Origin of the sequence: Flavobacterium defluvii (genome assembly GCF_900129555.1) — a bacterium.
GTDB classification, from domain to species: domain Bacteria; phylum Bacteroidota; class Bacteroidia; order Flavobacteriales; family Flavobacteriaceae; genus Flavobacterium; species Flavobacterium defluvii.
The window spans coordinates 126,186-146,108 of sequence record NZ_FQWC01000002.1 but is presented as its reverse complement, the minus strand read 5'-3'; the positions used below and the strand labels follow the sequence as shown (position 1 = coordinate 146,108).

The window sequence follows — 19,923 nt, the reverse complement described above, 5'->3', positions numbered from 1 at the left end:
AGAGGGAAGAAAAAGTTCAAAATCTGATATTTGTCATATTTTGATATAAAAAAAACTTTTAGTGGCTGATTTTTTCAATTAAGATTTTATTTATCAAATTAAAAACAAAAAGTTATATTTATAACACTTTCAAGTCTCTTTACTTTTTTGCATTTCTACAAATACCTTATCTTTGCCAAAAATTTAAACTATGAATTCTTTACAGACTATAATTGAACAAGCTTGGGAAAACAGAGCTTTACTACAAGAAAAAACTACAACTGATGCTATTAGAGAAGTTATCGAATTAGTTGACGCCGGAAAATTACGTGTTGCAGAACCAGTTGGTGACAAGTGGCAGGTAAACGAATGGGTAAAAAAAGCAGTTGTAATGTATTTCCCAATTCAAAAAATGGAAACATGGGAATCGGGTATTTTCGAATATCACGATAAAATGTTACTAAAAAGAAATTATGCTGAAAAAGGAATTCGTGTAGTACCAAATGCTGTTGCACGTTACGGAGCATATATTTCCAGTGGTGTTATTTTGATGCCAAGTTATGTAAACATCGGTGCTTATGTTGACGAAGGAACTATGGTTGACACTTGGGCAACTGTTGGAAGCTGTGCACAAATTGGTAAAAATGTTCACTTAAGTGGTGGTGTTGGAATTGGCGGTGTTTTAGAACCATTACAGGCTGCTCCGGTAATTATCGAAGACGGTGCTTTTATTGGTTCTCGTTGTATTGTTGTAGAAGGAGTTCACGTTGGCAAAGAAGCTGTTCTTGGTGCTAATGTTTGTTTGACTGCTTCAACAAAAATCATTGATGTTACTGGCGACGAACCAGTTGAAATAAAAGGTTTTGTTCCTGCACGTTCTGTAGTTATTCCAGGAAGCTACACTAAGAAATTTGCTGCCGGAGAATACCAAGTTCCTTGTGCCTTAATCATTGGAACTCGTAAACCATCTACAGATTTAAAAACTTCTTTAAACAATGCACTTCGCGAGTACGACGTTGCTGTGTAATTTAAAAAGTAATAAATTAAAAATCCAAATTCCGATTTAATCATTGGAATTTGGATTTTTTTTACGTCAATTTGTAATTAATTATAAGATTCCGTTTTTAAATGAAGATACTTGTTATCCAACAAAAAATGATTGGAGATGTTTTGGTGAGCAGTATTATTTGCAATAATCTGCGTGCTGCATATCCAGATGCCCAAATCGATTATTTAGTTTACGCTTCTACAACTCCGGTTTTAGAAGGGAATACAAGTATTGATAATATTATTTTATTTGAAGAAAAACATCGAAAAAGCAAAAAGGAGCTTTTGAAACTTGGTTTTCAGCTTCGAAATGAAAAATACGATCTTTTAATTGATGCTTATTCAAAACTTGAAAGCTGGATTTTAGTATTTTTAAGCAATGCAAAAAGAAAAATCTCTTATAAAAAAACTGGAAGAAATTTTCTGTATACCGATAATGTCCCTTTTGCTCCTTTTCCTAAAACTAATTTGGGCTTAGCAATCGAGAGAAGACTTTCTTTATTAGAACCTTTAGATTTAAAAATTAAAATAGATCCAATTCCGAAATTATTTGTTTCAGAAAAAGAAAATCAGGAAGCTTTAGCATTACTTGAAAAAAATAACGTTCGAAAAGACAGAAAAACTATAATGATTAGTCTTTTAGGAAGCGAAAAACTAAAAACATATCCTTTAGAATTCATGTCTAAAGTTGTAGATTTTGTTGCAGATAATGCCGATGTAAATATTCTGTTTAATTATTTCCCAAAACAGTTAGAAGATGCCAAAACAGTATTTAATACCTGCAAACCTTCAACTCAGGAAAAAATATATTTTGATTTATTGGGTGGAGATTTACGTTCGTTTATTGCTCTTATGAATCAATGTGATGCCATTATCGGAAACGATGGCGGTGCCATAAATATGGCAAAAGCTTTAGAAAAACCTTCTTTTATAATTTTTTCTCCATGGATTGAAAAGAAAATATGGGCTACTTTTGAAGATGGAATTCATCATCTTTCTGTTCATTTAAAAGATTATAGATCTGATTTATTTGAACAGAAATCTGAAAAAATGCTAAAAAAAGAAGCTTTGTCTCTATATCAAGAATTTAAACCTGAATTCTTTAAAGATAAAATCGAATCATTTATAGAAAAAAATATCAGCTAAAAATGATTTCGCAAAACCAACTTTTATCTGCTTTATTAATCACTTATAATGAAGAATCAAACATTCGTGAAGTTCTTGATAATTTGGCTTTCGCCGATGAAATAATCGTTGTAGATTCTTTTAGCATCGACAAAACTTTTGAAATAGCATCGACTTACAAAAATGTAAAAATTGTACAGCGATCTTTTGATAATTTTGCCCTTCAGCGTAATTATACTATTGATTTAGCATCAAATTCATGGATTCTTTTTATTGATGCCGACGAGAGGTTGAACACAGATCTTCAGCAGGAAATAAAAACAGTTATTAGTCAGGACAATGCTGCTTCTGCTTATTTTGTAGCACGTGATTTTATTTTTGAGAACAAAAAGCTTCGTTTTAGCGGCTGGCAGAATGATAAAATAATTCGTCTTTTTAAGAAAGAAAATGCGAGTTATAACAACAATAAAATTGTTCACGAAAAATTAATCGTAAACGGAAAAACCGGAATATTAAAAAACAAGCTAACTCATTATTCTTATTCGAATTATGAAGATTATAAGCAAAAAATGATTTTTTACGGCAAGTTAAAAGCGCAGGAAGAGTTTATAAAAAATACCAAACCTCACTTTTTCCATTTCTATATTCGTCCGGCTTATCAATTTCTAAATCAATATTTATTGAGATTGGGCTTTTTAGACGGAAAAAAAGGAGTTATAATTTGTTATTTAAATGCTTTGAGTGTAGCAGTTCGTTTTCAGGAACTTAAAAAGATTAGAGCAAATTAAGATTTCCAGAATTTTAATTTCTTTTTTAATCTTTTCTTTCTTGCAAATTCTTCCTGAAAATCAGAAGTAGCTTTCCACATTTTTTCGAAAATTTCAGTTTCTGATTTCTCGGTATAAAATTTAGAATATTCATTGCTCATAACAGCAATCATTTCTTTTTTAGGCGTTAAACGGCTAAAATTATTCATGCGCTGCTCAAAACTCATACTTTCATGAAAATTCATTCGGTTTAAATCAACTAAAAAGAAACTATAATTTGCATTTTCATTCTTTTTAATCAATGTATTTCCCGGAGAATGATCTAAAAACTCTACACCTTTTTCATGAAGATCAAATGTAAATTTCACAAACTGTCTCAAAATATTGTCGTGATCGGGATAATCCGGAATTTCAACTAATTCTCTATAAGTCAGCTCTGTAACTAGATGTTCGCTGGCATAATAACTGTCTTTTAAACCTGGAAAATTAAAATTTTCAAGAAATGCAATTGGTTCCGGAGTTCCAATTCCTTTTTCTAATAAAATCGTTGCATACTCAAACGAGCGTCTGGCTTTTGATTTTCTAAAATATCGGTAGGCAATTTTGTTAACTATATTTGGAATTTTAAAGGATTTAATATTAATCATTTTCCCATCTAAGTCAAACAATTTGATCTTGTTACGATCTCCATTTCCAAAAAGCTCCCCTGAGGTATTGAAATTTTGGATTTTGTCAAGAATTGACGAAGTTTTATTTTCGAAAGAAGGATTTACTTTAAAATTCATTAGTCGTTTGTTATAAAACGACAAAAATACATATTTAAGACTTCAAATTATTATTGTACTTTCGTAAAAAAAGAAAATAATGTCCCAAAAAAGTATTTTTCTAGAAACACATAATATAAACAACAGAGCATCAGGTTTAGGAACCTTTAATTATGAGCTAATAAAAGGATTGTCTACACTCGATTTTAATGATTACGAATTAACTTTAAACAGTTCTAAACCAGAACTTCTTAAAGAAGAATTTAAAAACAAATTCAAATATCATAAATATAGTAGTCTTTCGAGGCATCCGTTGTTTAGAATTCGAAAAAAATACGATTTATGGCATTCTGTAAATCAAAACATTAAGGTTGAGCCTTTTCATAAAAGTAATTACCTTTTAACTGTTCACGATATTCATTTTGTTGAAGAAGTTTCAGATAGTAAAAGTCCTAAATTAAAAAAGCTTTTTAGAGAAAAATTAGAAAGATCAACTGCTATTACTTACATCTCTGAATTTGCAAAAAAACACACGCACGAACATTTTAATGTACCTAATGTTCCTGAATATGTTATTTATAATGGGAATCCTATTTCAACAATTTTAGATACGTCTGCTTTTGTTTCTAATGTTCCTGTCGACAAGCCATTCTTTTATTGTATTGGGGATTTTATAGAAAGAAAAAATTATAGTTCGATTATTAATATGATGAAATTAATAAAGGATTTTAATTTGATTATTTCCGGGAATAATGATAAAAAGTATGGGGAAGAAATCAAAAAACTTATTTCTGATAATGGTTTGGAAAATCAGGTTTTTTTGACCGGAAAAGTTTCAGACGAAGGAAAACAGTTTTATATGAAAAACTGTACAGCGTTTCTTTTTCCATCAATTCGCGAAGGTTTTGGTCTTCCTCCAATCGAAGCTATGCGTTTTGGAAAACCCGTGTTTTTGTCTGATAAAACCTCATTACCAGAAATTGGCGGCGAAATCTCAAATTACTGGACCAATTTTGATCCTGAATACATGAAAGATGTACTTTTTAACGGATTATCTAATTTTGAAAGCAATAAAACCGAGATCGAAAATCAGCTTAAAAAAAGAGCTGCAAGTTTCGATTGGAAAGTTGCAGCTGCAGAATATTTTAATGTTTATAAAGAAATTCTAAAATAAAACCTCTATAAGTGTTTAAACCATTGTCCCAGATTTTTTTTCCAGATATAGAAATCTGAGGGCAAAACTTTAAAAAAATCAAGGTTATTTTTGATTTCATCAAAAGTAGATCCTTTAACAAACGCCAGTTTTTTCCATTTATGAGGTTCCATGTAAAAGAAGTTTCGCATACTTTTGTAATTGCATTCATTTACAGTTTCCCATTTATTTAAAAACTCTTCCTTATTTATATCAGTATCATGTCCCCAGTTATTAAATTTCATTTCTAGCTCTTCTTTAGTTCTGGAAATACATTCATGCAAAATTGGTCCTCTGTAGTAAATGATTCTTTTACGGGTTTGTCTTCCAATTTTATAACCAGGATAGTTTGTTGCAACCATAATTTTGGTTGGCTTTTTAACATACAGTACTCCGTTATCTACTCTTTTATAAAGATTGATAAGACATGGCGAAATCTGAACCTGATTTTTTTCAGGATTATCAAGAAAATGATTTTTAGATTTTAAAAATTTTACAAACCCTTTAAAATCTAAAAAATATTCATCGGCATCAAGCTGTATAAGCCAGTTGCCAATTCCCATTTTTTCAGCAAGTACTTTTCGTTCTAAAACTTCACACTGCATGCTTGTTAAATCTGGGTGATAAAAATTATCTTCCAGTATTTCTATTTTAGAATCTACATCAATAGACCTTATCCATTGAAAAAAATCATCTTTTATCTCAAAAGATTCTCCTTTCCAGGTCTTTCTTTCTTTATCAATTGCTAAAAAAATTGAGTCAGATTCTTTATATATTTGTGGAATTGCAATTTTGAGCAATTCATAATCATACGACACTAAAAATCCAACCTGAATTTTTTTCATTTAATTAAATTTGTTACGACAAAGATAAAAACATTCCGAAATTATCTACGAAATTTGCTTTTGAATTTTTAAGATAATTTTAACTTAAATCTTATCTTTGCCAAGTAAAACAAAAACCATGCAAATTCTTCAAAATCCTGAAATTTCTGTTATAATTCCTGTGTTTAACGCGGCTTCTTTTTTACATGAAACTATTGAAAGTATACTAAACCAATCATTCTCAGACTTTGAAGTTATAATTTTAAACGACAAATCTACTGACGAAAGTTTACACATTATTAAGAAATTTCAATCTGAAGATAATCGAATCATTATTATAGATAAAGAACACAATGTAGGTCCTGCAAATCTAAGGAATGAAGGAATAAACGCTGCAAAAGGAAAATTTATTGCATTAATGGATGCTGATGACATTGCTATGCCAAGTCGTTTTGAAAAACAGATTGAAATATTAAAAAACAATCCCGAAATAGGCGTTTGCGGTACATGGTTTACTTTCTTCGGATTAAAAAAAAACAAACTTATAAAGCATAATACAGAACCTGATGCTATAAAAGTATCTTTTTTACACAGCTGTAACATTGGGAATCCAACTGTAATGTTTAAAAAAGAAGTTTTAGGAGATTTAAAATTTGATAATGATTATGTTCCTGTTGAAGATTATGACTTATGGAGCAGATTATTGGCAAAAACTAAGTTCTATAACATTCCAGAATCACTGTTAAATTACAGACAGCACAATAACAATATCAGTAAAACTAAAATTGATAACGTTAATCGATCTGTGCGACGAGTAAAAATAAATCAATTGGCTCAACTTGAAATTAACCCTGAAGATCCAAAAATTGATTTTTACTTAAATGCTGTTTCGTTTAAAAAGAGACTTTCGCCAGAAGATATTATTGAAACAATTAATGCTTCTAAAGTCCTGATTTCGCAAAATGAAAAACTAGGATATTTTAATCAGGAAGTTTTTCAAAAACACATTACAAAAAATCTAATACGCATTATTCGAAATGCGGGTTCTTATAATCTTTCATTTTATAAACATTTAAAAAACAACGAAAGTGTATTATTTCAGAAGATAAAATGGATCGATAAAGTGATTTTGTATTTTAAATCTTTAAAAGCGAAATAACAAACTATATATTCGTTTTAATGTAGCGCCATAAATATTTCAGTTTTAAAGAAAAATTGGCTTTTTCTAAAAACTCATTTATAGCAATGTCAGCTTCTTCAATATTTTTATATTGTTCAGATTTACGCAGCTTTAAAGCTTCAAATGCTGATGCTTTTAGCAAAGTCAACATAACTTTTTTCATGTTATGGGTTCGCGCCTGCGGAATGTTTTGAAATATTTCTTTTATATTACGATAAGAAGAATAACGCTGAAAAAAAGGAGATTGCAAAGAGTAAACGCCGCCTGAATGCCATCTGTAAACTGCAGCCTGAAAATTTAAAAATGCACCTTTTCCATGACAAAGTGCTATCGAATAAAGTGTATTATCTTTTCCGTATTTGAACTTTTTGTACTCTAGCGGATCAACAGCATCTTTTCTAAAAAGACTTGTTAAGGTGTAAGTACAGTAAGGTTGAAAAAGAGTATTGAAATCAATTGTATACACATCCGGCAATGTTTCTTTAAAATCGTTTGGCACTAATTCTGTATCTTTTCGAGTAAAAAAATCAGTCCACGTAATTACATACTCTGGATTGTTTTCTAAAAAGTCAACTTGTTTTTGCAGTTTTAATTCATCAATCCAGTAATCATCTCCTTCACATAAAGCTATGTATTTTCCTTGTGCCATAGGAAAAGTTATATCACTCCAAAAATTTATTTTTTGAGAATATTGATTTTCTTTCTGTAAAACAGGTTTTATAATTAATGGATATTGTTCTGCAAAACTTTTAATTATTTCAGTAGTGCCATCTGTTGAGGCATCGTCATGAATAATAATTTCAAATGGAAATGTCGTTTTTTGTTTTAAAAAACCTTCTAATGCCTCTGTAATAAACCTTTCATGATTGTAAGCATCACATAGAATACTTACGACTGGCTGTAAATTTCCTTCCCAATTTAAAATAATATCACTTTGATTTCTCATGAAATAATTACTGTGTAGTTTTAATAAATAGAATTGATTTTAAAAATCTAACTTCTTTGCCGGAACTCCAAAAACAGTTGTATTTTCTTTTACGTTTTTGATAACCATACTGCACGCTCCTACTGTTGCGCCTTTTCGAACCACTACATGCGGAAGAACTGTAGCGCGGGTATTTAGCGTAACTTCTTCTTCAAGAATAACAAAACCTCCTGTAAAAGAGTATGAACTTAAATGAGCCCATTTATGGATTTTTGTATCGTGTCCTAAACCAACATATCCTTGTATGGTAACAAAATCTTCGATAATACAGTCGTTACTTATATTGGCATACATAAAAACCAATAATCCGGTTCCAACAACAGCATTTGTATTTAATTTTGTTGATGGATGAATTAGGTTTATAAATTTTCCTCCTTTTGCCTGAATTAATTCAGCATAATGTTTTTTCCATTTTACTGTACCTAATGCGCAGACAAAAACATCATTTTCTTGAATTTTATAATCTTCCACAGAAGAAATAATTGGCGGATAATTTTCGAAACCATCAAGCGCATCTGCTTTGTCATCAAGAAATCCTTTTATAACATATTCCAGATTAAAACCTGAACATTGTGTGGCAAGATCATAAACCTCACGTCCAAATCCTCTTGCTCCTACTATAATTAAATTTTTCATTATTCTATAATTAAGTTACAAGCTCCCCAGGAATATCCTACACCAAAACCTGCCAATACAATATTTTTAATATTAGATAGTTTTCCTTGTTTTTGAGCATCGTATAAAGCTATCGGAATTGTTGAAGAAACTGTATTACCACAGTGTTCCATAGAAATAAAAAATTTCTCTTCCGGGATTTTTATCTTTTTTCTTAAATGATTGAGCATATATTTATTTGCCTGATGAAAGACAAACAAATCAATGTCTTCCTGAGAAAGATTTGATTTTTCTAAAATTGACTTGGTAAGTTTTGGCACAAACTCTCCCGTAAAATTGAAAATTTCGGTTCCGTTCATGAACAAATTTTTATCATTTCTGATATTTCCAAATTCATCCTGAATATCTTCATTTTCATTTGAAACCGGAAAACGCATTCCGCCTTGTTTTACAATAAGGTTTTCTGCTCCTTTTCCGTCAGTTCCAAAAACAAATTTATCGAGAGAACAAAAACCTTTTTCGGCAGTTATTAAAGTTGCTGCAGCAGCATCGCCGAAAATGGTCTTATTGCTTTTGTCCTTTGGATGAATAAATTTTGAATACGTTTCTGAAGTAATCAGCAAAACATTTTTCGCCATTTCGCCGGCGATTAAACCTTTTGCTAAACTTAATCCGTAAACAAAACCTGAACATCCTAAATTAAAGTCCAAAGCTCCAATCGAAGTATTTAAACCTAATTTATCCTGAAGAATACAAGCTGTTGTTGGCAAAAAATAATCTGGACTTTGTGTACAAAACAATAAATAATCTATTGTAGAACGATCAATATTATGTTCTTCGAATAATTTTTCAGCAGCCTTTACAGCCATATCAGATGAAAACTCATCTTTTGCACTTATATGCCTGGAATTAATTCCGGTTTTGGAACTAATTTTTTCAATATCCCATTCCGGAAAATCCTGATTAATGAGATCATTTGTCAAAATTTCTTCTGGCAGATAATAAGATATGGCTTTAATATTTGCTTTCATTTTAAAATTAAATTGTAGAAGTTCTTCCTCCGTCTAAAACTAAATTTTGTCCCGTAATCCAGCTGCTTGCTTCGGATAACAAAAACACAATTGGATTTGCAACCTGAACCGGATCGCCATATCCTAAAGGATATTTTTTTTCGTCCTGCTGAATAACTTCAAGAGATAAATCTTCAATAGATTTCGAGGTAATTTCTGTTTTTACCATTCCTGGCGAAACGCAGTTTACACGCGTTTTGCTTGATGCAAATTCGTTTGCCCAAACTTTAGAAATAGCAATCAATGCGCCTTTACTTGCAGCATAAATTCCGTTTCCTTTCATTCCGAATAAACCAGCAATTGAAGAAACTAAAACAATTGAGCTTCCCTTATTGATTTTCTTCTTTTTAAAAATTAAATTAACCAGATATGCAATTGAATCAAAATTGATACTTCTCATTTCATTCATTAATTCTTCTGAATAAAATTTTACAGGCGCCAAAGAAACGATTCCTGCTGAATGTACAATTCCATCAATATTTTCGATTGTATCAACAATAGATTTAATATCTTCCATTTTAGACAAATCTGCCGTTATGAAACTATTTTCGTTTCCGCATTCTTCTATTAGTTTCTCCAAAAAATCTCTGCGCCTTGCAATTGCTATAAAACTTCCGCCTTGTCTTGCAATCGCTAAACAAGTTTCATAACCAATTCCCGAAGATGCTCCGGTAACCAAAATTTTTTTTCCTGATAAATCAAATGGATTCATTATATCTCTTTTTGTTCTTTTTGTTTATTGAAATATTCATAGAACTTTAAAATTCTAAATTCTTCATCGCCAAATATTGGAGAATGATCTTTAAAGTTTGACAGATTGGGCTGAATATTTTCTAAGATTTTTTTGTCTTCATTTAAAACCAAATCCAGAGAATCATTAGAACTATTATTTATAAAATCAATAATATTTTGTTCTGATTCGCTTAATTCTTTTTCAAATTTTGTTGAAAAATAACGCACCCTTAAATTGGTTTTTGAAGGAGATTCCGGGAACATAAATCCTAAATAAAATCCTTTCCCTTCTACTGTACTCACAAATGCATTTGGATATAGGTAAAAATGATAATATCCCTGCGTTTTAAAAGTTCTCGCTGCTAATGATTTCTCAATAATTTTATTGGGTTTTACATCTTCTCCTTTTGGAAATTCGCACCAGCTGTGAGCATCAAAAAAATCAAATTTTTCAGGCGGAACGGAACCAAATCCCATTTTGGCAAATGAATTTTCATGAACCGAAGCACAATGATAACACTCTAAAACATTCTCAACCAGGAGTTTCCAGTTGGCTTTATGTTCAATTGAATAATCGATTGTTTTTGATCCAAAATGTAAACTTAATTCTTCAAGCGGCGTAAAAATATTTCCTAAATATTCTGGTAAAGTCTTGTCGAATTTTTCATTTAATTTTAAGAAAACAAAATCACCGCAAAATGCAACTTCATATTCTTTAAGTTTTAGCTCATTTATATGATCTTTTTCAAACGAATTCCGGCACATTAAACCAACAACATTTCCTTTTTTTCCGTAAGTCCAGTTATGATATAAACATGATGAAACCCGGTTTCCAAAAGGTTCTTCGTGTATTGTATTAAATCTGTGAAGGCATACGTTTTGAAATGACTTAATTGTACCGTTAAAATTTTGAATGAAAATCTTATTTCCGTAGTACTCAAAAGTTATAAAATCGTTGTTATTTAATAGTTCATTTTTATGAGCGGCTAATATCCAGGATTCATTAAAAAACAAAGATTTTTCTTTTTGATAAACCGATTCGTCTATGTAATCAAAATTTTTTATCATATTTCAATCAAATCAGAAATCACAACATTATTCAGCTTAATTTTTGCTGTTCCCCATGATAAACCAACTCCAAAACCGCAAACTATTAAATCTTTAGAATTGTTTCTTAAACTCTCCTTCAATTCGGCAATAATTGTTAATGGAATTGTTGTTGAAGATGTATTTCCAAATTCTTTTAATGAATACGGAACTTTTTCAACTGGCAGTTTCAGTTTTTTTACGATCATTTTGTTCATCATCAAATTGGCCTGATGAAATACAAAATGATCTATTTTATCGATATCGATCTCGAATTTTTCAACCAGTTTTTTTACCGTTTTAGGCGCCTGAGAAATTCCGAAACCAAAAACATCCATTCCGTCAAGAACCAAATTGCAGGAATTTCTGCTGATTCCTTCTTCGATAGTAACAACTTTAAGCGAATCTTCGTTTATTCTGTTTCTAGATCCTCCATCCGGAATAATAATAGCTTTATAACCAGAACCATCTGTACCTAAATCAAAATCTATTTTTTCTGCATTCTCATCAAATTCAAATGCCGTTGCGCTCCCTCCGTCTCCAAATAACGGAACGGTACTTTTATCCGTTTTAGAAAGTAATTTACTGCTTGTATCTCCAGCTAAAAGCAAACCTTTTTTAAGTCCCGTCGCTTTCATCATACCGGCAATAATAGACATTCCATAAACATAACCTGAGCATCCCAGCGGAACATCAAAAGCAACACAATTTGTAGATAATCCTAATCTGTTCTGTAGTATGGCAGCAGAAACAGGTAAAATATAATCGGCAGTCTGAGAAACAAAAACCAAAATTTCGATTTCATCTTTCTGCCAATTTAAATCTTTAATTAATTTTTCAGCAGCTTCACAGCATAAATCAGAAGTACAAATATCTTTTGTCGCAATTCGTCGTTCTTCCACTCCGGTTGCTTCAACAAATTTTTGAATCTCTTCCTTTGTCAATATATCCAAATCAACATTTAGTTCCTTATTTTTAGGAACGCTGCAGGAAATACCTCTTATTGCAATATCATGTACTGAAAAAGCTGCCATTTACTTATGCTTTATTTTTAATTATTTCGAAGATGTCGTTTAATGAATTAGAAGATTTTATTTCATCTCCGGTCAATTTTACATCATATTCTTCATCTGCCATCGCAATTAATGATAATGCAGTTAATGAATTCCATTCATCTAAGTCTCTAAAAACAGTTTCCTGTGTAATTAAAGCTGCATCTGTATCGTCTAAAAGATCTGCAAAATTTTTCAAAAAGGCATTGATTTCCATAGTAATCTTAAATTTATTTTGTGTTCATTTTTCACATTAATTGTACCAAATATCAAAAAACATTCTTTTCCTTGCTTTAAAAGTACTAACTCGTTGTTTACCAACAATCTTAACTAAAAGTTTCGTTTTGTAAAATGTTATAATATTCAGTTATATCAAAAATTAAGGTTTCTTTTCCTAATTTTACCCCGCAAATATAACAATAGTTTATCCTTAAAGATAAATTTAAATCCACTAAATCAATAATTAAATGATTCCTGTAACCAAAACTTTTTTGCCCCCGCAAGAAGAATACAATTCTTATGTAAAACGTGCATGGGATAAAGTTTGGCTAACAAACAGAGGCGAACTTACAATAGAACTCGAAGAAAAACTCAAAAATTTCCTTGATGTTTCTAATATAATAATTACAAATAACGGAACGATTCCGATTCAGATTGCTTTAAAACTTTTTGGAAAAGGCGGCGAGATTATTACAACGCCATTTTCTTATGTTGCCACTTCGGCGGCGATTGTTTGGGAAAATTGTACTCCAGTATTTGTAGATATTCACCCGGATTATTTAACAATTGACGAAACCAAAATTGAGGCTGCCATAACACCAAAAACAACTGCAATTTTAGCAACTCACGTTTTTGGAAATCCATGTGATGTTGCTGCAATTGAGAAAATTGCTAAAAAACACAATCTAAAAGTTATTTACGATGCCGCACATTGTTTTGGGGTTACCTACAACAATGAATCTATTTTTAATTTTGGAGATGTGAGCACCTGCAGTTTTCATGCGACTAAATTATTTCATACCGGAGAAGGAGGCGCCATGTTTTGCAATGATGCCGATTATCACCAATTATATTACAGTCATAATTTTGGACATAATGGCCCTTTGGCTTTTCATGGTTTAGGAATTAATGCTAAAATTTCTGAGCTTCAGGCTGCGATGGGTCTGGCTATATTTCCGTACATGAACCATATTATTGACGAAAGAAAAAAAGTGGTTGATTTTTATAATAACAAATTAAATTTCAATACTGTACAAGCTTTAAAAATAAGAGAAAATACGGAATGGAATTATAGTTATTATCCGGTAATTTTAGATTCAGAAGAAACTTTACTGAAGGTTTTGGATGCTCTGGCAATTGAAAATATAATTCCTCGTCGCTATTTTTATCCTTCTTTAAATACGATTGAATATACGAAAGGAGAAAAAATGCCAATTTCAGAATCTATTGCTTCGCGAATTTTATGCTTACCTTTATACGTGGGAATTCCTGAAACTGATCTGGAAAACATTGTTCAAATTATAAATACACAAACATTACAATAAAACCATTTTATTGTTTTCTAATACATTACGTTATGAATCAAGATATTAATACTGAAGTTCACAATGCTTTTGAAGTAATCAAAGAAGGCGGAATTATTCTTTACCCAACTGATACCGTTTGGGGAATTGGATGCGACGCTACTAATCCTGAGGCTGTTGCTAAAATTTACAAACTAAAACAACGTGCCGAAACTCAAAGTATGATTGTTTTAGTAAATGGTGAAAAAATGATTTATAACGTTTTTAAAGATATTCCCGAAGTTGCCTGGCAGATTATAGATTTATCTGAAAAACCAACGACATTAATTTTAGATGATGCCCGAAATGTTGCTCCTAATGTTATTTCTGCCGATAAATCACTTGGCGTTAGATTAGTAAAAGAACCTTTTTGTTACAAATTGATGGAACGAATGAAAAAACCATTGGTTTCGACTTCGGCAAACATTTCAGGTCAGCCAACGCCGCAAAGTTTTAAAGACATTAGTCCGGAAATTATAAACGGGGTTGATTATGTGGTGAAATTAAATCAGGACAAAATCAACGGAAAATCATCTACAATTATCAAATTAACAAAAGATTCGCAGGTTAAAGTTATTCGTAAATAAATTTTAGATTTTAGAATGTAGATTTTAGATTTATAAAAACTTAGAAAATAAGTGGCTTCGACTTCGCTCAGCCTGACAGATTTATGATGTCATCCTGAGCGAAGTCGAAGGACATCGCGAAAAAAACTTAGAGTCTTAGTATCTCAGAACCTTAGCACCTTTAAAACTAAACAACTTTAAGACTCTCAATCAGCCAATCGATATCTTCTTTTGTATTATAATGACTAAATGAAATTCGGAGGTTTGGTAATTTTAAATCATCATCCGAAAGCATTTCTTTTAAAACATGCGAAGGTTTTATACTTCCGGACTGACAGGCGCTTCCTCTTGAAACTGCAATTCCTTTCATATCCAAACTAAACAAAAGCATCGAAGTTTTATCTGAAGAAAAAGGTAATGTAATATTGATAATATTATAGAAATCGTCTTTTTTTCCATTAATCCAATAACCCGGAAAATTGATATCTAATTGTTCTATAAGATATTTTTTTAAGTCAGAAATGTAATTTCTTTCCTCATTTAAATTTTCATAAGAAAGAGACAAAGCTTTTGCCATTCCAGCAATTTGATGTACAGCTTCTGTTCCTGCACGAAGTCCTTTTTCCTGCTCGCCGCCAAAAAGTAAAGGCTGCAATCCGGAATTTTTACGAATAAAAGCAAAACCTGCGCCTTTTGGTCCATGAAATTTGTGTGCACTTGCCAAAATAAAATCAACTGAAGTTTTTTGAAGATCGATTTCTGTTTTACCAACAGACTGAACAGTATCTGAATGAAACAATGCATTGTATTGTTTGCAAATAGCTCCCACTCTATCCAAATCTAAAATAGTTCCCGTTTCGTTGTTTACATGCATCAAACTCACGATAGTTTTTTTCTCTTCAGATAATAAGTTAGAAAGATGCGTTAAATCGATACTTCCGTCCTGATTCACATTTACATAATCAATCTGAACATTATAATCAGCCTGTAAAGCTAAAACACTGTATAAAACAGCATGATGCTCAATTTTTGAAGTAACAATACGTTCAACCTTCAGATCTTCAACTGCCGATCTCAAAATCCAGTTATCAGCTTCAGTTCCGCCCGAAGTGAAAATAATTTCCTGTGCCGAACAATTTAAATGTTTCGCAATACTTTTTCTGGATAGTTCTAAAACCGTTTTTGCGTTTCTGCCAAAACCATGTGTCGAAGATGGATTTCCAAAATCTTCGGTCATAATTTTAGTCATTTCCTGAATAACTTCAGGACGCATAGCTGTAGTTGAGGCGTTGTCGAGATATACTTTTTTCATCGCTGCAAAGTTATGAAATATCAATTGTCTAATCTTAAAGATCATTTGCCAAATTTTTCACTATTTTTGGCACAAATAAAATTACGATGAAAAAATATGCAAGCCTTTTGTTATTGGCGCTTTTCTTAAACGGCTGCGACGACGGCGATTTAACAGTTGATACAATCGATTTTGACTCTGTTACTCCTGTAAGCTGTACTACATTTGACGAAACCAGTACCAGTACTGATCCAACTATAATATATAAACTAAAATCTCAGGAAGCTTTAATTCTTCAATTACCAAAATCTGAAGGTCTTGTAAATGATCCGGGGGAAGTAGAATATGACATCGATAGTGATGGAAATGGACAATATCGTGTTTTATACAGAGCTTATAACGGAACCGTTGCAAAAGATAACATTTGCGGAACAATCCCGCCAAGTACACCGAATGTTACTGAGGAATGGATTGGAACTGACGGAAAGATAAGAATTGTAACAGCACAGGTTACTACAGATCCTGATGAAAACGGTGCAACCCGAATTAAAGCTTATAACCATACTATTGCATTTGAAAATATAACTTTCATGAAACCTTCGGGACCACAAGTTCAGGAGCTTTTTGAATTTGGAACTTATCAGACAACTGTTACGCCTGCAGATCTGACATTTCAAAATGCAGATACTGGCGAAGCATATATATGTGCTGACAAAACAAAAATTTACAATTATAGTGCATCATTTACATTAACTGTTGAAAATTTATCTCAAAATTTAATTGTTAATGAAGCTACGCCGGCCGGACAACCAAGAACAGCTGATATTACCGCAACTGGTAATAATAAAGTTGTTTATCGAAATTTCAGAAGCGGAACAGGAAGTATTACTTCTACCTATGATTTTTGTGCATCACAAGTTCCAACATTACCTGCACTAAATCAAACGTGGATTGGCGGAAATGATACTGTTGCCGGAACACAGGCTAAAATAGAAGTTACTACAGAAAAAGTGGGTAATAGTTTTATACATACAGTTACCCTTAAAAATGTTGTATTAACAAAAGGAGGCAGTTCTTTTAAACTTGGAAATAGTTTCCTTTTAGGAAAAATTACTACATCATAAAAACGAGAAAAAGCTTTAAAAAAAATCATTTTTTTTAAAGCTTTTATTTCCTACAAAAAAGCGTCCGTATTTCATTTGATTTTTATCGAAATCAGTATTGAAAAACGGACGTTTTTTTTATATTTAAAACTGACCAATTTTAGTCTAAAGTAACCTCCTTATTTATTATTTTGACGAATATAAACTTCGGTTGCACCTAAGCCGTATTTTTGATAATTGGCGTCCCGAAAATCAATTCCATCATAACGGCCTAATAAAAAATCTAGTTCGGCTTTTAGAATTCCTTCGCCGACACCGTGAATAAAAACAATTTTTGGGATACGGTTTTTAATCGCAAATTCAATATGTCTTTTTGCCGTTTCGGTCTGTAAAGTCAAAATATCATAATTAGACATTCCGCGTTTATTTTTCACCAGTTTTTCGATATGTAAATCAAATTCCGGAACCGCAACATCGCGTTTATCTTTCTTTTCTTTGACAAAACTTCTAGGTTTTGGCTCTGTTTTTTCTTTTGTAATTTCTTCTAAATTAATTCTTTTAATAGAATTCATTAAATTACTGGAATCTTGTATTTTAACCAATTCATTGACAAAAAATGTCATCACAAATCCGTCTTCACTTTCGATCAAAACTTCATTATTTTTTACAGAAATTACTGTTCCGTTAATTGCTTCGTCTAAAACCGAAACCTTATCTCCTTTAGTCAACATCCTGCTCTTCTTTTTCTTGATTTTTACTTGGCGTTTTTGCACTCAGCTGCATCATTCCAAACATAAAAACGGCAATTGCAATTACCATAATATAGATATTTTTATCATCTGAAACCTGCTCATAAAGTGCAACTGAAATTGCAAGAATCATAATTAAGATTTTAAAAGTTTTCATTTTCTAAAGTTTAAGAATCCAAAAGTATAAAACTTTAAAATAGAAGTTCTTCTCTTGTGAAATGTTATCGAATATTTTTTTGTAAAATTGTAAAAAATTACCCTGTGAATTTAGACAAATATATGATCCCCTGCCTGTTCAAAAAGCTGTTTGGTTTTGAGTGTTTGGGCTGTGGTTTTCAGCGATCGTTATTCTTACTTTTTCAGGGTGAATTTTCGGCTGCTTTTAAAATGTATCCGGCGGTCTATACAACGCTTTTATTTCTTGTTTTACTTTTATTTTATTTTTTCAATAAATCAAAAAATTATAAAAATATAATTTGGAAAGCAGCAGCCTTAAATATCTTTTTTATGTGCGCTGGATACTATCTCAAACACTTTTATTTTTAAAATTTTACTTCTTAACCTGATTCAAAATATCGTTCATCATTTCGATTTGAACTTTTTGAATTTCGATTAATTCCTGTTGCTGATGCATAATCAAATGATCAATTTTATCATGAATCATTCTGATTTCTAATTCAGATTTCAGGTTAATCATATAATCTTTCTTGGCACGATTTCGATCTTTTTCTTCCTGACGATTCTGGCTCATCATAATTACCGGAGCCTGAAGTGCAGCAATACAGGACAAAATCAAATTCAGTAAAATAAACGGATAAGGATCAAAACCTTTGTCGAGCAAAAAGTATACATTCGAACCAATCCAAATGACGATAAAAGCCACAAACGAAATAATAAAAGTCCAGCTTCCTCCAAAATCAGCCACCTGATCGGCTATTTTTTGGCCAAAACTTCTTTTCTCATCTTCGTCTTCGACAATACTTACAATCGATTTATCTTCTTTTAAAGATGAAATAACGTTTTTTTCAAGATCAGAAAGCGCTCCAATTTCTGTAGACAAATAATTTGAAATATAGGTTTGACGATATTCATTCAATTCCTGAACCGAAATACAATCATCATCGCAAAACGAAGGATGATCTTTTACAATGAGACTTAAAATAGGATCATGGATAGATTTACCGCAAATTTTTTCATTATCGGGAAAAGAAATATTAGAAATTGCACTTTTAAAAGTTGAATTATTTTTCATTTTGTAAATTTTATATGCTAATTTACACAATTAACTTCTTAAGAATCATATAAAATAATTGCTTTTATTAATCTTTTATTTATAACAAATACAATACTGAAAGCAAAATTTCTTTAGTTAAATCGTGTCCGTATTTACAAAAAACACCTTACTTTTAACGTTTCAAAATATCCACTCAATTTTACTATTGTGACAAAAGACAATATCATACAAAATATTAAGGCTTTAAAGAGCCATTCTAATATAAACTACGGTATAAAAACCAAAACAGAAGATTTTACCGAGAAGCTTTTTTACACTCTTTTTGATTCAAACGCAGAGCTTGATAAAAGTATTGATGAACTGGAAATCCGATTTAAAGAAATAGCAGTTTTAGCCTGCAAAAAACCTCAAAATTTATGCGAATCGATTTGGGACCGATTTGTTGAAAAACTTCCGGGCGTTCTTGAAAAATTAAATCAGGATGCCGAATATATTCTTGAAAATGATCCGGCTTCAAATAGTATCGATGAAGTTTATTTAGGATATCCGGGTTTTTATGCCATTGCAATTTACAGATTAAGCCACGAATTATACAAACTGGATTTACTATTGTTTTCTAGGTTAATGAGCGAATATGCACATAGAATTACAGGAACTGATATTCATGCCGGTGCCGATATTGCTTCGCCATTTTTCATCGATCACGCAACCGGAATTGTTATTGGCGAAACAACGGTTATCAAAAAACATGTTAAGATTTATCAGGGTGTTACTTTAGGAGCTTTAAGCGTAAGCAAAGAAATGAAAAACGCTAAAAGGCATCCAACTGTCGAAGCTAATGTTTGTATTTATGCCAATGCCACAATTTTAGGAGGAGAAACTATTATTGGAAAAAACAGCATAATTGGTGGAAACTCATGGGTAACCAAATCAATTCCCGAAGATTCTATCGTACTAAATACCACTACAACAGAAGTTAAAATAAAAGAAAAAAAATAAA

At 31.4% G+C, this 19,923-nt stretch carries 23 protein-coding genes; 10 read left to right on the top strand and 13 right to left on the bottom strand.

Annotated elements, in window-relative coordinates:
* The first annotated feature begins 190 nt into the window (after window positions 1–190).
* The 3 genes from BUC29_RS04755 to BUC29_RS04745 all read left to right on the top strand — a co-directional run bounded on the left by BUC29_RS04755 (window position 191) and on the right by BUC29_RS04745 (window position 2,939).
* On the top strand, window positions 191–1,006 hold the full coding sequence (locus BUC29_RS04755) for a 2,3,4,5-tetrahydropyridine-2,6-dicarboxylate N-succinyltransferase (RefSeq protein WP_073413881.1): 816 nt from the start codon (window positions 191–193) through the stop codon (window positions 1,004–1,006).
* A gap of 101 nt (window positions 1,007–1,107) precedes the next feature.
* Entirely contained in the window at window positions 1,108–2,172 is a 1,065-nt protein-coding gene (locus BUC29_RS04750) for a glycosyltransferase family 9 protein (protein WP_073413878.1), read from the top strand.
* Window positions 2,173–2,174: 2 nt separating this feature from the next.
* A complete protein-coding gene (locus tag BUC29_RS04745) occupies window positions 2,175–2,939 on the top strand; it encodes a glycosyltransferase family 2 protein (RefSeq protein ID WP_073413876.1) in 765 nt (254 codons plus the stop codon).
* Here the strand turns inward: BUC29_RS04745 and BUC29_RS04740 are convergent.
* On the bottom strand, window positions 2,936–3,703 hold the full coding sequence (locus tag BUC29_RS04740; protein WP_073413873.1) for a Kdo domain containing protein: 768 nt from the start codon (window positions 3,701–3,703) through the stop codon (window positions 2,936–2,938). The two genes, BUC29_RS04745 and BUC29_RS04740, sit on opposite strands and share 4 nt — an antisense overlap.
* A 79-nt stretch (window positions 3,704–3,782) precedes the next feature.
* On the opposite strand from BUC29_RS04740, the gene BUC29_RS04735 reads away from it, so the two are divergent.
* On the top strand, window positions 3,783–4,856 hold the full coding sequence (locus BUC29_RS04735; RefSeq protein WP_073413871.1) for a glycosyltransferase family 4 protein: 1,074 nt from the start codon (window positions 3,783–3,785) through the stop codon (window positions 4,854–4,856).
* A 5-nt stretch (window positions 4,857–4,861) separates the two neighbouring features.
* On the opposite strand, the gene BUC29_RS04730 is transcribed toward BUC29_RS04735, so the two are convergent.
* Window positions 4,862–5,719: a hypothetical protein gene (locus BUC29_RS04730; protein ID WP_073413868.1), complete on the bottom strand. Its 858-nt coding sequence runs from the start codon at window positions 5,717–5,719 to the stop codon at window positions 4,862–4,864.
* Window positions 5,720–5,837: 118 nt separating this feature from the next.
* Here BUC29_RS04730 and BUC29_RS04725 point away from each other — a divergent pair, with 118 nt between their 5' ends.
* A complete protein-coding gene (locus BUC29_RS04725) occupies window positions 5,838–6,857 on the top strand; it encodes a glycosyltransferase family 2 protein (protein ID WP_073413866.1) in 1,020 nt (339 codons plus the stop codon).
* Between the two features lie 4 nt (window positions 6,858–6,861).
* On the opposite strand, the gene BUC29_RS04720 is transcribed toward BUC29_RS04725, so the two are convergent.
* The 7 genes from BUC29_RS04720 to BUC29_RS04690 are packed head-to-tail and all read right to left on the bottom strand — an operon-like array spanning window position 6,862 to window position 12,635.
* On the bottom strand, window positions 6,862–7,824 hold the full coding sequence (locus BUC29_RS04720) for a glycosyltransferase family 2 protein (RefSeq protein ID WP_073413863.1): 963 nt from the start codon (window positions 7,822–7,824) through the stop codon (window positions 6,862–6,864).
* Between the two features lie 39 nt (window positions 7,825–7,863).
* A complete protein-coding gene (locus BUC29_RS04715) occupies window positions 7,864–8,499 on the bottom strand; it encodes an acetyltransferase (protein ID WP_073413861.1) in 636 nt (211 codons plus the stop codon).
* On the bottom strand, window positions 8,499–9,509 hold the full coding sequence (locus BUC29_RS04710; protein ID WP_073413859.1) for a 3-oxoacyl-ACP synthase III family protein: 1,011 nt from the start codon (window positions 9,507–9,509) through the stop codon (window positions 8,499–8,501). The genes BUC29_RS04715 and BUC29_RS04710 overlap by 1 nt, the downstream gene beginning before the upstream one ends.
* Before the next feature lie 7 nt (window positions 9,510–9,516).
* A complete protein-coding gene (locus tag BUC29_RS04705) occupies window positions 9,517–10,260 on the bottom strand; it encodes an SDR family NAD(P)-dependent oxidoreductase (protein ID WP_073413857.1) in 744 nt (247 codons plus the stop codon).
* A complete protein-coding gene (locus BUC29_RS04700; RefSeq protein ID WP_073413855.1) occupies window positions 10,260–11,348 on the bottom strand; it encodes an aromatic ring-hydroxylating oxygenase subunit alpha in 1,089 nt (362 codons plus the stop codon). The genes BUC29_RS04705 and BUC29_RS04700 overlap by 1 nt, the downstream gene beginning before the upstream one ends.
* Window positions 11,345–12,400, bottom strand: coding sequence for a 3-oxoacyl-ACP synthase III family protein (locus BUC29_RS04695; RefSeq protein WP_073413853.1), 1,056 nt, complete (start codon window positions 12,398–12,400; stop codon window positions 11,345–11,347). Before BUC29_RS04695 ends, BUC29_RS04700 begins: the two co-directional genes overlap by 4 nt.
* A gap of 4 nt (window positions 12,401–12,404) precedes the next feature.
* A complete protein-coding gene (locus tag BUC29_RS04690) occupies window positions 12,405–12,635 on the bottom strand; it encodes a phosphopantetheine-binding protein (RefSeq protein WP_073413851.1) in 231 nt (76 codons plus the stop codon).
* A 250-nt stretch (window positions 12,636–12,885) separates the two neighbouring features.
* Here BUC29_RS04690 and BUC29_RS04685 point away from each other — a divergent pair, with 250 nt between their 5' ends.
* Together BUC29_RS04685 and BUC29_RS04680 are read left to right on the top strand one after the other, a co-directional pair.
* Window positions 12,886–13,962 carry a DegT/DnrJ/EryC1/StrS family aminotransferase gene (locus BUC29_RS04685; RefSeq protein ID WP_073413849.1) on the top strand — a complete coding sequence of 359 codons (1,077 nt, stop codon included), beginning with the start codon at window positions 12,886–12,888 and terminating at the stop codon, window positions 13,960–13,962.
* A gap of 32 nt (window positions 13,963–13,994) precedes the next feature.
* Window positions 13,995–14,567, top strand: a complete 573-nt coding sequence (locus BUC29_RS04680) for an L-threonylcarbamoyladenylate synthase (protein WP_073413847.1) — start codon at window positions 13,995–13,997, stop codon at window positions 14,565–14,567.
* 166 nt (window positions 14,568–14,733) lie between these two features.
* On the opposite strand, the gene BUC29_RS04675 is transcribed toward BUC29_RS04680, so the two are convergent.
* Window positions 14,734–15,858 carry a cysteine desulfurase family protein gene (locus BUC29_RS04675; RefSeq protein ID WP_073413845.1) on the bottom strand — a complete coding sequence of 375 codons (1,125 nt, stop codon included), beginning with the start codon at window positions 15,856–15,858 and terminating at the stop codon, window positions 14,734–14,736.
* An 86-nt stretch (window positions 15,859–15,944) separates the two neighbouring features.
* On the opposite strand from BUC29_RS04675, the gene BUC29_RS04670 reads away from it, so the two are divergent.
* The gene (locus BUC29_RS04670; RefSeq protein WP_073413843.1) at window positions 15,945–16,961 is read left to right on the top strand and encodes a hypothetical protein; all 1,017 of its coding nucleotides are present in this window, start codon (window positions 15,945–15,947) and stop codon (window positions 16,959–16,961) included.
* 158 nt (window positions 16,962–17,119) lie between these two features.
* Here BUC29_RS04670 and BUC29_RS04665 read toward each other — a convergent pair whose 3' ends face one another.
* Both BUC29_RS04665 and BUC29_RS04660 read right to left on the bottom strand, forming a co-directional pair.
* The gene (locus BUC29_RS04665; RefSeq protein WP_073413841.1) at window positions 17,120–17,671 is read right to left on the bottom strand and encodes a Smr/MutS family protein; all 552 of its coding nucleotides are present in this window, start codon (window positions 17,669–17,671) and stop codon (window positions 17,120–17,122) included.
* A complete protein-coding gene (locus BUC29_RS04660) occupies window positions 17,661–17,846 on the bottom strand; it encodes a hypothetical protein (RefSeq protein ID WP_073413839.1) in 186 nt (61 codons plus the stop codon). Before BUC29_RS04660 ends, BUC29_RS04665 begins: the two co-directional genes overlap by 11 nt.
* 122 nt (window positions 17,847–17,968) lie before the next feature.
* On the opposite strand from BUC29_RS04660, the gene BUC29_RS04655 reads away from it, so the two are divergent.
* A complete protein-coding gene (locus BUC29_RS04655; protein ID WP_317043477.1) occupies window positions 17,969–18,235 on the top strand; it encodes a DUF2752 domain-containing protein in 267 nt (88 codons plus the stop codon).
* A gap of 4 nt (window positions 18,236–18,239) precedes the next feature.
* Here the strand turns inward: BUC29_RS04655 and BUC29_RS04650 are convergent, their stop codons facing one another.
* Window positions 18,240–18,941, bottom strand: coding sequence for a DUF1003 domain-containing protein (locus tag BUC29_RS04650; protein ID WP_073413835.1), 702 nt, complete (start codon window positions 18,939–18,941; stop codon window positions 18,240–18,242).
* Between the two features lie 189 nt (window positions 18,942–19,130).
* On the opposite strand from BUC29_RS04650, the gene epsC reads away from it, so the two are divergent.
* Window positions 19,131–19,922, top strand: a complete 792-nt coding sequence (gene epsC, locus BUC29_RS04645) for a serine O-acetyltransferase EpsC (protein ID WP_073413833.1) — start codon at window positions 19,131–19,133, stop codon at window positions 19,920–19,922.
* The last annotated feature ends 1 nt before the right edge of the window (window position 19,923 follow it).